At 63.4% G+C, this 13,003-nt stretch carries 15 protein-coding genes; all 15 read right to left on the reverse strand.

The window, feature by feature from the left end:
- Window positions 1-2 precede the first annotated feature (2 nt).
- The 15 genes from fliN to WMW70_RS13445 all read right to left on the reverse strand — a co-directional run bounded on the left by fliN (window position 3) and on the right by WMW70_RS13445 (window position 12,879).
- The gene (gene fliN, locus WMW70_RS13375; protein WP_341437981.1) at window positions 3-473 is read right to left on the reverse strand and encodes a flagellar motor switch protein FliN; all 471 of its coding nucleotides are present in this window, start codon (window positions 471-473) and stop codon (window positions 3-5) included.
- Window positions 474-509: 36 nt separating this feature from the next.
- Window positions 510-1,481, reverse strand: a complete 972-nt coding sequence (fliM, locus tag WMW70_RS13380) for a flagellar motor switch protein FliM (protein WP_341437982.1) — start codon at window positions 1,479-1,481, stop codon at window positions 510-512.
- A 13-nt stretch (window positions 1,482-1,494) separates the two neighbouring features.
- A complete protein-coding gene (gene fliL / locus WMW70_RS13385) occupies window positions 1,495-2,019 on the reverse strand; it encodes a flagellar basal body-associated protein FliL (protein ID WP_341437983.1) in 525 nt (174 codons plus the stop codon).
- Between the two features lie 267 nt (window positions 2,020-2,286).
- Window positions 2,287-3,570 (reverse strand): flagellar hook-length control protein FliK, encoded by a 1,284-nt coding sequence (locus WMW70_RS13390; protein ID WP_341437984.1) that lies wholly within the window; start codon window positions 3,568-3,570, stop codon window positions 2,287-2,289.
- 79 nt (window positions 3,571-3,649) lie between these two features.
- Window positions 3,650-4,006, reverse strand: a complete 357-nt coding sequence (locus WMW70_RS13395; RefSeq protein WP_341437985.1) for an Hpt domain-containing protein — start codon at window positions 4,004-4,006, stop codon at window positions 3,650-3,652.
- 30 nt (window positions 4,007-4,036) lie between these two features.
- Window positions 4,037-5,731, reverse strand: a complete 1,695-nt coding sequence (locus tag WMW70_RS13400) for a SpoIIE family protein phosphatase (RefSeq protein WP_341437986.1) — start codon at window positions 5,729-5,731, stop codon at window positions 4,037-4,039.
- A 10-nt stretch (window positions 5,732-5,741) separates the two neighbouring features.
- The gene (locus WMW70_RS13405) at window positions 5,742-6,047 is read right to left on the reverse strand and encodes an STAS domain-containing protein (RefSeq protein ID WP_341437987.1); all 306 of its coding nucleotides are present in this window, start codon (window positions 6,045-6,047) and stop codon (window positions 5,742-5,744) included.
- Window positions 6,048-6,260: 213 nt separating this feature from the next.
- Complete coding sequence (fliJ, locus tag WMW70_RS13410; RefSeq protein WP_339462912.1) at window positions 6,261-6,713, reverse strand: flagellar export protein FliJ; 453 nt, start codon at window positions 6,711-6,713, stop codon at window positions 6,261-6,263.
- A gap of 3 nt (window positions 6,714-6,716) precedes the next feature.
- Window positions 6,717-8,075: a flagellar protein export ATPase FliI gene (gene fliI / locus WMW70_RS13415; protein ID WP_341437988.1), complete on the reverse strand. Its 1,359-nt coding sequence runs from the start codon at window positions 8,073-8,075 to the stop codon at window positions 6,717-6,719.
- Window positions 8,065-8,871: a flagellar assembly protein FliH gene (gene fliH / locus WMW70_RS13420; protein WP_341437989.1), complete on the reverse strand. Its 807-nt coding sequence runs from the start codon at window positions 8,869-8,871 to the stop codon at window positions 8,065-8,067. The genes fliI and fliH overlap by 11 nt, the downstream gene beginning before the upstream one ends.
- Window positions 8,872-9,888, reverse strand: a complete 1,017-nt coding sequence (gene fliG, locus WMW70_RS13425; protein ID WP_325509411.1) for a flagellar motor switch protein FliG — start codon at window positions 9,886-9,888, stop codon at window positions 8,872-8,874. It lies immediately after the preceding gene.
- Window positions 9,881-11,680, reverse strand: coding sequence for a flagellar basal-body MS-ring/collar protein FliF (fliF, locus tag WMW70_RS13430; RefSeq protein ID WP_341437990.1), 1,800 nt, complete (start codon window positions 11,678-11,680; stop codon window positions 9,881-9,883). Before fliF ends, fliG begins: the two co-directional genes overlap by 8 nt.
- 16 nt (window positions 11,681-11,696) lie before the next feature.
- Window positions 11,697-12,026, reverse strand: a complete 330-nt coding sequence (fliE, locus tag WMW70_RS13435; RefSeq protein WP_341437991.1) for a flagellar hook-basal body complex protein FliE — start codon at window positions 12,024-12,026, stop codon at window positions 11,697-11,699.
- Between the two features lie 88 nt (window positions 12,027-12,114).
- Entirely contained in the window at window positions 12,115-12,333 is a 219-nt protein-coding gene (locus WMW70_RS13440) for a VF530 family protein (protein WP_341437992.1), read from the reverse strand.
- A gap of 255 nt (window positions 12,334-12,588) precedes the next feature.
- A complete protein-coding gene (locus tag WMW70_RS13445; protein ID WP_341437993.1) occupies window positions 12,589-12,879 on the reverse strand; it encodes a GYD domain-containing protein in 291 nt (96 codons plus the stop codon).
- Window positions 12,880-13,003 lie beyond the last annotated feature (124 nt).

Below are 13,003 nucleotides of genomic sequence, written 5' to 3' on the forward strand. Positions count from 1 at the left end.
GATCAGCGCAACTTCTTGATGCGTTCGCTCGGGCTGATCACGTCGGTCAGGCGAATGCCGAACTTCTCGTTGACCACCACCACTTCGCCGTGGGCGATCAGGGTGCCGTTGACCAGCACATCCAGCGGCTCGCCAGCCAGGCGGTCGAGCTCGATCACCGAGCCCTGGTTGAGCTGCAGCAGGTTGCGGATGGTGATATCGGTGTTGCCGACCTCCATGGAAATCGACACCGGAATATCCAGAATCACATCCAGGTTCGGCCCATCCAGATTCACCGGCAGGTTCATCTTCGGCGCGCTGCCGAACTCTTCCATGGCCGCACGCGGCACGGCCGGAGCCGTGTTGCTCGCCGCCAGCATGGCATCGATATCGTCCTGCCCGGCATCGCCGGCCTCGGACAATGCCGCCGCCCACTCGTCGGCAAGCGCCTGTTCTTCGGGGCTGGTGGCTTCGTTTTCGTTCTCGTCGGCCATCGTGGATCCTCGGCTGGCAGTAAAAGGGGCTAGGGGTTAACGCTGGCGATCAATGGGACCGAGCACCTGCAACGCCAGGTTGCCCTTGTGGGCACCCAGCTTGACCTTGAAAGAAGGCACGCCATTGGCGCAGAGCACCACGTGGTCGGGCAGCTCGACCGGAATCACATCGCCCGGCTGCATATGCAGGATGTCGCGCAGCTTCAGCTGACGCCGGGCAACGGTGGCCCCCAGGGGCACGCTGACGCCCAGAATGTCTTCGCGCAGGGCCTTGATCCAGCGCTCGTCCTGGTCGTCGACATCGGACTGAAAACCCGCATCGAGCATCTCGCGGATCGGCTCGATCATCGAATAGGGCATGGTGATATGCAGGTCGCCGCCACCGCCATCCAGCTCGATATGGAAGGTGGAGACGACTATCACCTCGCTGGGGCTGACGATATTGGCCAGGGCCGGGTTCACCTCCGAGTTGACGTACTCGAAGTTGATATCCATCACCGCGTGCCAGGCTTCGCGCAGGTCGACAAAGGCCTGATCCAGCACCATGCGCACCACGCGCAGCTCGGTGGGAGTGAACTCGCGCCCCTCGATCTTGGCGTGGCGGCCGTCGCCGCCGAAGAAGTTGTCCACCAGTTTGAACACCAGCTTGGCGTCCAGAATAAACAGGCCAGTGCCGCGCAGCGGCTTCATCTTCACCAGGTTCAGGCTGGTGGGCACATACAGCGAATGCACGTACTCGCCAAACTTCATCACCTGCACGCCGCCCACGGCCACATCGGCGGAGCGGCGCAGCAGGTTGAACATGCTGATACGGGTATAGCGGGCGAAGCGCTCGTTGATCATCTCCAGGGTCGGCATGCGCCCACGGACGATGCGATCCTGGCTGGTCAGGTCATATTGCTTGACGCTACCGGGCTCAGCCTCATCCTCGGTTTCGACCAAGCCGTCGTCGACGCCGTGCAGCAGCGCATCGATTTCATCCTGGGAAAGCAGGTCTTGCACGGCCATCTTCGGCTCCCGATTACTGCAATACGATATTGGTGAACAGTACTTGTTCGACGGTCAGCTTGCCGGTTTCCTTCTCGGCCAGTTCCTGCACGCTGGCGGTGGCCTGCTGGCGCAGCATCTCCTTGCCGACCGGAGTCATCAGGGCATCGAAGTCCTGGCTGGAGAACAGCATCACCAGGCGATTGCGCAGCACCGGCATATGCACCTTGAGGGCATCCAGAGCGACCTGATCGCGGGCCATCAGGGCCACGCTGACTTGCATGTAACGGGCCCGCCCCTTCTGAGTGAAATTGACCACAAAGGCCGGGCTCAGCTCTTCATAAATCGCCGGCTGCTTGAGCGGCACGGCGGGCTCGGCGGACGCCTGGGCCTGCTGCTCGGCGGCGCTGTCGCCCTTGCTCAGAAAGAACCAGGTGGCCCCTACCGACAAGCCCACGGCCAGGAGCACGACCACGGCAATCAGGATGATCAGTTTAATTTTGCCGGCCGGTTTGACCTCGGCGCTTGCCGGTGCCTGCGGTGCTTCTTTCTTAGCCATGCCAATAATCCGTCACTATTCGGAGTTCTATCCGTTTCAAAGGGTTAAGAGCAAGTGTTATGCCAGTCTGTCAACCAGCCGCCTTCAGCAGCCGGCCACACAGCGCGGGCCATGTCACGGGCCCATACCGCAGCCATAGATCGCCCCAAACAGAATCGCCCGGCTCCCTGCAACGGGAGTCGGGCGAAACAGAGTTTAGATCAGTGCGCTCGGCAACTACAGCGGCAACGCCGTCCGCTGCCTATCGGACTTCACGCAAGCCACAGCCTAGGCGTAATAATCGACCAGGCCGCGGGCTGCGATCGGCGTGGCACCGCGCATATCCACAGGGTGCTGGAGCAGTTCCTCGTCCGCCGCAAGGCCATCCCTGCCCGACCCGCCGCGGCCATTGCCGTCGCCCTCCTGGCCCTGCCAGCCACGATTCAGCGACTGATCGGAGACATTCACATCCAGCAGGTTCATACCCTGCTGGGCGAACATTTCCCGTAGACGGTGCATCTGCGCGTCCAGCGCTTCGCGTACACCGGCGTTAGGGCTGGCGAAGGTGACCTGGGTCTGTTCCTGGTTGACGCTGATACGCACTTCCAGACGCCCCAGCTCAGCCGGGTCCAGCTGGATCTCCGCCGACTTGAGGTTCTGACTGGACATCAGCATCACCCGATCCACCACCGCCTCGCTCCAGCCGCCCTGCTGCATCGGCACCGGCTGCCCGGGGATAACCGGAGCGCGGGCCGACACGGACTGCTGCTGGCCAATCGCCTGGCTCAGGGCATTGAGTTTGCTGGCGAAGTTCTCCGGCGGTGTCTGTGCCGAGCTTTCCTTGAGGGCCTCGAGGCCCTTGGTGCCGAGGGACTCCAGTTGCAGCTCGAGCGACTCCGGCAACGTCTCGTCCACCGGCTGCATCTCTTCGAGCAGACGGTTGGCGAGCATGCTCTGCCCCGGATTCTGTGCCGCGTTCTGAGCGGCCGGGTTCATCTGTGCGTGCAAGGTGGCATGGTCGACCTTGGCGTTTTCCTTGGCCCCCATTTCCAGAGCCATGCGCACGGCCGGCAACTGGTTCAAGGCATCGATCTGCGGATCGAAGCTGGCTTCGGTCATGCTAGCGGGCCCGGAACTGGTCAGGCTACCGGTCGATATCAGCAGCGGCTCCGGCTCGGTTTCCGCCGTCAACTCTGCCGTCTCAGCCGCCTCTTCCATCTCAACCGGCTCAGCGCCCATCCCCAGCAACAGCAGAGGATCCAGCACCTCCTCCTCACTTGCCGGCTCACTCGGCAAAGCCTTGCCGCTATCGGCAAGTTCGGGTTGGCCAACGGCAGTGGCGGCCTCGGGGTTTTCCTCTTCCTGCGCCTTGGGCTGGTTCTCGCGAGCCGGCCTGGCCGGGGCTTCGCTACGCTCTGCGGCCTTGGCCTGGCGTTCCCTGGCGTACACCTGGGAAAAGCTGGAAGCCTCATTCCTGGGGGGCTCGGCAGCTTTCTCCGGGGCTTTGGCCGCGGCTGCCCGGGGTTTTGTCGGGGGTGCCGATTTAAGCAGCAGATCGGGGGCAACGGACATGGATACTCTCCGTTCGGGGTTGGTCGTGGGGAGAGTTTTGCAAAGCCTGGGCCAACTTTGCGAAGGCACGCAAGATAGGTTAAAGGTGCCGGTAACGCTGACGTTCGGACTTCATCAGGATCCGCACGATGGCGAACTCCCGCTCGATCTGCTCCACCAGTTCGGGAGCCCGCTCCAGCTGCTCGCGACGGCCGGCCTCTTCCAGCTGCCGGCACAGGCCCGCCAGCATCAGCGCGCCCATATTGCTGCAGCTGCCCTTGAAGCTGTGCGCAGCCAGGCGCAGACCCTGGGCATCGGCAGCCTGCTGTGCCTGACGCAGCCCCAGCAGGCGCTCCTCGGAGTCGAGCAGAAAGGTATCCAGCAGGACCGGATACTCATCCTCCATGACGTCCTGCAAGGCCGCCAACACGTTGCTATCTAGATGGATATCGGACAACGTCAACCTCCCTGGACATGCTGCGCCGGATTATGCCCCAGGCAACCATGAAAACTCCACGCTGACGCCCTGCCCGCCGGCATCCCAGCTGCAGCGCTCGCTCAACTGCCGCACCAGGGTCAGACCACGCCCACTGAGGCCCGTCACATGCACCTGCTGCGCCAGAACGCGCGCGGGGTCGTAGCCCGACCCGCTGTCTTCGACCCGCACCACCAGGCGGCCACCACCCGCCTCGGGCTGCAGGCGCATGTGAAACCGCACATAGCCATCGCTCAGCTGCGCCAGGCGCAGGCTGCGCTGGCGGTAATACTCGGCAAAACCCTCGGCGTTGGCCTTCAGCGCCGAGTCCAGCCCCAGCACGCCGTGCTCCAGGGCATTCGAATAGAGTTCGGCGAGCACCGTGTACAGCGCCCCACCCTGGGGGCGCAGACCCTGCACCTCGAGCAGCAGCTGCAGCAGGAACGGCAGCGGGTTGAAGTGACGCAGGGTTTCCCCGCGAAATTCGAAGCTGGCCGACCAGTCCAGCGGATGGCTCTGGCCACTGTCGGCAAACGCCAGGGGCGGCCGTGCCAGCGCGCCATCTTCGACCAGGCTGACCTCCAGCAGGCTGACATCGTCCTGCTGTTCGCCACTGAACAGCGTCAGCGCCTGCTGAATCTCGCTGAACAACTCCGCCGGCATGCGGTTGCGGGCAAATACTTCGAGCAGGCGCGCCTCGCCAAACAGTTCGCCTTGCGGATTACGCGCTTCCAGCACCCCATCGGAGAGCAGGAATACCCGGTCCCCCAGCGCCAGCGGATAGACCTCGTACTTGTCATTGAAGCTCGCCGGCTCCAGCACCCCCAGCGGCAGGTGGCGCGACACCAGCGGCAGGCGCTCGCCGCTGCTGCGCAGCAGGTAGCCGTCGGGTAGGCCGCCGCTCCACACCTCGACGACATGGCGCTGGAAGCTGATATTGAGCAGGGTCGCACAGCAGAACACCCCCACCGGCAGGATGCGCTTGAGCTTGGCATTGATCTCGCGCAGCACTTCGGCCAGCGAGTAGCCCTTGGCAGTCATGCCATAGAACACCTCGGCCAGCGGCATGGCCCCGATCGCTGCGGGCAGGCCATGGCCGGTGAAGTCGCCAAGCAGCACATGCATGCCGCCGGAAGGCTTGAAGGCGGCCAGCATCAGGTCGCCGTTGAACACCGCATAGGGCGACTGCAGGTAACGGATATTCGGCGCATCCAGGCAGCCGGAATGGGTCACCTTGTCGAACACCGCCTTGGCCACCCGCTGCTCGGTGAGCAGGTGTTCATTGTGTTTGGCGATCAGGTCACGCTGCTTCAACACGGTATCCTGCAGGCGGCGCAGGCGCTCCATGGCGTTGATCTTGGCTTCGAGAATCACCCGGTTGTAAGGCTTGGCGAGAAAGTCGTCGCCGCCGGCCTCCAGGCAACGCACCAGGGCTTCGCCCTCGGTCAGGGAGGTGAGGAAGATGATCGGTACCAGCTCTTCGCCGGCCGCCTGCTTGATCCGACGCGCCGCCTCGAAGCCATCCATCAGCGGCATCAGGGCGTCCATCAGCACCAGCTGCGGGCGTTCCTGCTCGAATAGCGCGACCGCCTCCAGACCATTGGCCGCCGTCAGGGTACGGTGCCCCTGACGGCTGACGATGGTCGACAGCAGCATGCGATCGGCAGCGTTGTCCTCGGCGATGAGGATGGACAAACGCTCGGGCATGGAGGAGCCCTCAGGCGATCTGGAACAGTTGCTCGAAATTCGAGATCGCCAGAATCTTGCGCACATCCGGGTTGCAATTGAGCAGGCGGATCTGGGCGCTGTCGCCACCGGCGTGGTCACGCAACAGCAAGAGCATGCCCAGCGCGGAACTGTCCAGATAGGTGGTGCCCCGCAGATCCACGACATAGGTCTTCGGCGTGCTGCTTACGCGCTCGTAGGCGTTGCGGAATTCCTGATGGGCCCCGAAATCAAAACGTCCCTGAATTAGAATGGTCAACTCTTGCCCGTCAGACGAGGGCAGCGAGGTGATAGTCATGAATCGCTCCTATAAACGAAAAGGCCAGTGTAGCGAGGATCACCCTGACCACGTGTTGTCCATGATCAAGATGTAGCACCCTAAAGGCCATGGAGCAACTGCCGCAGGGGCTCGGTCTGCACCCGCCGGCACGGCCAACACCGCAGCGGCGCAGCCCGAAGCGCTGGCGCGGCCGCGCGCAGCGGGCTGCAGGTGCAATGGTGAGATCGGGGATCAAGAAAGCGAATCGCGCCCGGATAAACGCTGCGACAGTTCGTCGAGCAGTTTCTGCTCGCGCTTGTCCTCGGCCAGACGGGCTTCATCCAGGTAGCGCTTGACCAGTTTGCGCAGGCCTTCCAGGCGCGCATAGCGCTGTTGCCAGAGCTCGCGCGCCTTGTCCATATTGCCGCGGTGCCAGTCGACACTCTGGCGCTGCTGGCCGATGGCGGTTTCCAGCTGCGAGAGAAACCGCTGGTAGTTCATCAGCCACTGCCCGGATACCCCGCGCTGGCCTTCGCTGATCCACTGCTGCTGGTAATCGCCACGGTAGCGCTCCAGCTCGCCCAACTGCACTTCCGCCTGGCGCAGCAGGCCCTGGCAGTGGCCAAGCTGCAGCGCCGCCTCACGTTCGGCCCGCTCGGCCATGACGATGACCGGAGCCAGACGGGCGGCTCGACTCTGCGACATGGCTTAGGGCGCGCTGGCGGGGTTGAAGGTGGCCGCCAGTTGCGCACTGCTGCTGGCCAGGCTTTCGTTCTCGCCGAGGTTCTGCCGCAGGTACTTGACCATCGCCGGTTGCCGGGCAATGGCCAGGTCGGTGTCGGCATCGCCGCCCGCCACATAGGCCCCGACGCTGATCAGGTCGCGGCTTTGCTGGTAGCGCGACCAGAGCTGCTTGAAGCGCTGCGACAGGCGCATATGCTCGGCGGAGACCACCTGCGGCATGACCCGGCTGATCGAGGCCTCGATATCGATGGCAGGGTAATGACCCTCCTCGGCGAGCCGTCGGGACAGCACGATATGGCCGTCGAGCACGCCACGGGCGGCATCGGCGATTGGGTCCTGCTGATCGTCGCCCTCGCTGAGCACGGTGTAGAAGGCGGTAATCGAGCCGCCGCCCTTCTCCGCATTACCGGCGCGCTCGACCAGCTTGGGCAGCTTGGCGAATACCGAGGGCGGATAGCCCTTGGTCGCCGGCGGCTCGCCAATGGCCAGGGCGATCTCGCGCTGGGCCTGGGCGAAACGCGTCAGCGAATCCATCAGCAGCAGCACGTTCTTGCCCTTATCGCGGAAGTACTCGGCAATACGCGTGCAATACATGGCCGCGCGCAGGCGCATCAGCGGCGCATCATCGGCCGGCGAAGCCACCACCACCGAGCGCTTGAGGCCCTCGTGGCCAAGGATCTCGTCGATAAATTCTTTAACTTCGCGGCCCCGCTCGCCGATCAGCCCGACCACGATGACATCGGCCTCGGTAAAGCGCGTCATCATCCCGAGCAACACCGACTTGCCCACCCCGGTACCGGCAAACAGGCCCAGACGCTGGCCACGGCCCACGGTCAGCAAGCCGTTGATCGAACGGATGCCGACATCCAGCGGCACGCTGATGGGGTTGCGGTTGAGCGGGTTGATCGCCGGGCCATCCATCGGCACCCAGTCGTCGGCCTTCATTCGGCCCTTGCCGTCGAGGGCGCGACCAGTGCCGTCGAGCACCCGACCGAGCATCGACATGCCCATGGGCAGCCGCCCGGTATCCGGCAGCGGGACTACCCGCGCGCCTGGGGCGATGCCGACCAGGCTGCCGACCGGCATCAGGTAGATCTTGCCGTTGGAAAAGCCCATCACCTCGGCCTCGACCTGCACCGGGTGGTAACTGTCATCGTTGATCACCAGGCAGCGGCTGCCCAGGGCGACGCGCAGGCCTTCGGCCTCCAGGGTCAGGCCGACCATGCGCAATAAGCGGCCCTCGACCAGCGGCTGGCTGGGTAACTTCACCGCATCGCTATAAGCGGCCAGCCGTTTGGCGAAGCTCACCCGCTTAAGGAGCATCGTCGTGCGCCTCGGCCTTGCTCAGGTCGGTGTGCAGATCGGCCTCCAGAGGGTGGCCCTGCTGTTCGCGCTGATGCTCGAACAACTGCTTGAGAGCCAGGGACAGGCGGGTTTCCACGGTGGCATCAATACGACTGAGCTCACTCTCGACCTTGCAGCCGCCGGGCAAAAGCGTTTCATCTTCAAGAATGCGCCAGGTCTCTTCGTGACGCTCGCGCAGGGCCTTGATCATCTCGAAATCCTGGGGATTGAGATGAATGCGCACAGTCGCGCCGCCCATGGGTAGCAACTTGAGGGCTTCGCGCAGCACCTGGGTGATCTGGCTGGAGTCGCTTTTAAGTTCGCGCTGGATCACCTGGCGAACCATATGGCTCAGCAGGTTGACCATGGCTTCTTCCAGCTGCTGGTCCTGCTCGGCAATGGGGTCGAACAGCTGTGCCATCAATTGCTCTAGGCCAGCCATTTTCGCGGCGAGGGCCACCTCGGCCTCTTGCTTGGCTTTCAGCTGGCCGGCATGGAAGCCGTCCTTCTCACCGGTGGTGAAGCCTTCGTTGTAGGCGTCCTGGCGGATCGCCTCCAACTCATCCAGCGTCAAGGGTTTGACATCCTCCAGGGCTACCTCTTCCCCTTCCGCCGCCCCCTCGACAGGAGCTTGCACCTGCTCGGCAGCCTCCTCGGTACTGACGGGCACTTCGGCAGGCTCGACCTGGGGGTCGAAACTGGGCAGCGCCCAGAGGTCAAAGGCGCTGATGTCCTTGGCGCGAATCAGCTCGCTGGGGGCTTCTTTGGCGGCCATTTACACCATCTCTTCGCCGCCCTTGCCGCCCAGGACAATTTCCCCGGCTTCGGCCATGCGGCGGGCAATGGTGAGGATTTCCTTCTGGGCGTTTTCCACATCGCTGACTCGCACCGGGCCCTTGGCCTCGAGGTCGTCGCGCAGCAGCTCGGCGGCACGCTTGGACATGTTCTTGAACACCTTGTCCTTGATCGCCTCGTCGGCCCCCTTGAGCGCCAGCACCAGCACGTCGGAGGAGACCTCGCGCAGCAACGCCTGGATGCCGCGGTCATCGACGTCGGCCAGGTTGTCGAAGACGAACATCAGGTCCTCGATCTGGCTGGACAGGTCTTCGTCGACTTCACGGATCGAGTCCATCAGCTGGCCTTCGATGGAGCTGTCGAGGAAGTTCATGATATCGGCCGCCCGCTTGACCCCGCCCAGGGCGGCGCGGGTGGTGTTGGAGCTGCCGGAGAACTGCTTCTCGAGGATCTGGTTGAGTTCCTTGAGCGCCGCCGGTTGCACGGTATTGAGCGAGGACACACGCAGGACGATGTCCAGGCGCACCTTGTGGTCGAAGTGGCCGAGCACTTCGCCGGCCTGATCGGGGTCGAGATAAGCGACCACGATGGCCTGGATCTGCGGGTGCTCGTAACGGATCACGTCAGCTACCGCGCGCGGCTCCATCCACTTCAGGCTGTCCAGACCACTGGTGCTACCGCCGAGCAGGATGCGGTCGATCAGGTTGCCGGCCTTGTCCTCGCCCAGGGCCTGGGTCAGCATCTTGCGGATATAGCCATCGGCCCCCACGCCCAGGCTGGTCTGGTCGCCGACAATCTCGACGAACTCGCCCATGACATGCTCAACCTGCTCGCGCTGGATATTGCGCATGCCGGCCATTGCCACCCCGACCCGCTGCACTTCCTTGGGCCCGAGGTGCCGCAAAACCTGGGCCGCATCGGTTTCCCCGAGCGAAAGCAGCAGGATAGCCGCCTTGTCGACCTTGTTCAGTTTGGCGGGGGTGCGATTGTCACTCATCGGCGTTGATCCACTCTTTTACAACCTGGGCCACACGGCCCGGGTCTTCTGCGACCAGGCTCTTGATGGCGTTCAATTGTGCATCATACCCCTGACTCGGGCTGGGCAGGAGGATGCTTTGCGGGCCGCCGAGGCTGACCCGATCCTCGGACAGATCGCCGTCCAGACCGCCCATTTCACCCAGCTCGACATCGCCACCGCGACCGCCGCGCCGGCCCGCTTCACCGCCGCCACCGGTGATGTTCTTCATCACCGGGCGCAGTACGAACCAGACCAGAATAAAGATCAGCAGCGCCGGCAACAGTTGTTTAAGGCCGGCCATGGCCATCAGAAACAGCTCGCTCTGGTACCAGGGCAGTGCCACCAGCTCCTCGCCAGGTGCGGCGGAGAACGGCGTGTTGATCACGCTGACGCTGTCGCCGCGGCTGGCATCGAAGCCCACCGAGTCCTGTACCAGGCGGGTAAAGCGCGCCAGCTCGTCGCTGCTCCAGGGCGCGCGCACGGTGTCGCCGGTGGCCGGATCGACCTTGAACTGGTCATCCACCACCACCGCCACCGACAGACGACGCAAGCGCCCCTGCTGCTGCTTGGTGTAGCTGATGGAGCGGTCCAGCTCGAAATTGCGCGTGGACTGTTCACGCTTGTCCGCCGGATAAGGTGCGAGCATGGCCAGGCCCGTGGCCGGGTCGATGATCTGCTCGCCATTGACATCCAGCAGCGGCTGACCGGCAGCCACCGGTCCGGCCACGGCTGCCGCCCCAGCGGCCTGTTCCGGCGCAGTGGCGGGCCCCGGCGGCTGATTGGCCAGGGCACCCGGCACGCCTTGCGGCGGCAGGCTGCTGGTGCGCTGCTCGTTGACCTGCTGCTCGCTGCGCAGCGCCGGCTGGTCGGGGTTGAACATTTCCGAGGTGGATTCCACCGCACTGAAGTCCACGTCCGCCGAGACTTCCGCCTTGTAGCGGCCGGCACCGAGCACGGGCTGGAGAATATTGTGCACACGCTGGGTGAACAGGCTCTCCATGCGCCGACTGTAGTCGAACTGCTTGCCAGCCATGGTCAGTTCGGACATCTCCTGGATATCCGAGAGCAAGGTGCCCTTCTGATCGACCACGGTGACCTGGGCCTTGTCCATCTCCGGCACGCTGCTGGCCACCAGGTTGACGATGGCCATCACCTGGCTCGGCTCCAGGCCACGGCCCGGGTAGAGCTCAACCAGTACCGAGGCGCTGGGCTTGCGCTCGTCGCGCACGAATACCGAACTCTTCGGAATGGCCAGGTGCACCCGCGCGCCCTTGACATTGTTCAGGCTCGATACGGTACGCGCCAGCTCCCCTTCCAGGCCGCGGCGGTAGCGGGTGGCTTCCATAAACTGGCTGGTACCCAAACCCTGCTCGCGGTCGAGAATCTCGAAGCCGACGCTGTTGTCGGTCGGCGCTACGCCAGCGGCAGCCAGACGCATACGCGCCCGGGCCAGGTCTTCGGACCTGACCAGCAGCGCGCCGGAGTTGGGTTCCACGGTGTATTTGATGTCGGCGGCGGTCAGGGTCTCCATGACCTGGGACGCGTCCATGCCGTCGAGGCTGCCATACAGCGGACGGTAATCGGGCTGCTGCGACCAGAGCACCACGGCAAAACCAATCGCCACGCTGGCGGCCAGGCCGACCAGCAGGCCGATCTGCCGCAGCATCGACATATCGGAAAGATTTTCCAGAAAGGTCAGGCCCAACAACGGCTTCTTCGGCTCACCGCCAGCGGTGGTGGCAGGTACGTTTGCAGCGACGGCTTCAGCCATGATTCAAACCCTACTCTTAAACCGGCATCTGCATGATGTCTTGATAAGCCTGGACCAGTTTGTTGCGCACCTGGGTCATGGCCTGGAAGGAGACGCTGGCCTTCTGCGAAGCGATCATCACATCAGTCAAATCTACGCCGCTTTTGCCCACTTCAAAGGCTTCAGCCAGTTTACTGGAAGCCTGCTGGGTCTCATGGACCTTGCCGACCGCCTGCCCGAGCATCTCGGAGAAGCTCGGCGCGCCGGGCTCCGGGGTGCTGGCAACAGGCTTCTGCCGCGCCATGGCCTCCGCCTGCATGGAACGCATTTCCAACATCAAGCGATTGAATTCAACACCTTGGCTCATGACTTCCTCCACTGACCGCGGTTTTTTGACGCTTCGCGGCGTTTGCAGAGGTACTGCAACAAGGGTGCCAGTTTTTCTGAGGCCTTGTTCAGCCCTTCAGCGTCTGGATATACAGGGCCTCGACCTTCTGCCTGGCCCAGGGCGTCTTGCGCAGAAAGGTCAGGCTGGACTTGATGCTCGGGTCGCTCTTGAAACAGCGGATATCGATACGCTGGGCCAGGCCGTCCCAGCCGAAGCACTCGACCAGGCTATTGAGGATGGCTTCGAGGGTCACGCCATGCAGCGGATCTTTCGGTGATTGAGTCATGCGGAACCTGTGTCGACAGCGAGGCGAGGTGCACCGGCTGACAGGCTTGGGGCACGCGAAGGGCCATATTCTGAACTGACTCTTCGGCCAGCTCCAGCGTAAAAGCGCTGTTATGCGCGAAGTGCAGCCATACTGCGACAAACTCGGCGAGCAACAACTCCCCGACAGAGAAACGGCCCATCACCAGGGGCATGGGCCGCTCCCAAACCGGCGAATCGACTGCAGCTGCGGCAAAACATGCAGGCAGGGACTGGCCTAAGGCATCTTGCCGATGATCTTGCGCATCTCTTGCTCCGAGAAGCCGCGCAGGGTCTGCGTGCGCGTATTGCCGAGCGAGCCTACTTTCAACAACAGGGAGGTTGCGGCCTCCTCGTCGCCCTCGACGATCAGCACCAGGTCGTAACTGCCGACGGTCCAATAGACGGCCTTGACCTCTATGCCCAGCGTTTCTGCCAATGCCTTGAATGCCTGAAAGCGATCCGGTGAGTCTTTGACCGCCCGGATGCCCTGATCGGTGAAGTTAACCAGCGAAATGAAGGTTGCCATGATTACACCCCTTGCCAGGGTTGCCGAATGGCGGTCACAGAGCCGGCCGCGATTACCTGGAAGAGGGCCGCCACACCTCCAAATCCGCGAATCCGACCATCGAATACCTGAGAGCCGATTACTT

Origin of the sequence: Pseudomonas sp. XK-1 (genome assembly GCF_038069885.1) — a bacterium.
Classification (GTDB): Bacteria; Pseudomonadota; Gammaproteobacteria; order Pseudomonadales; family Pseudomonadaceae; genus Aquipseudomonas.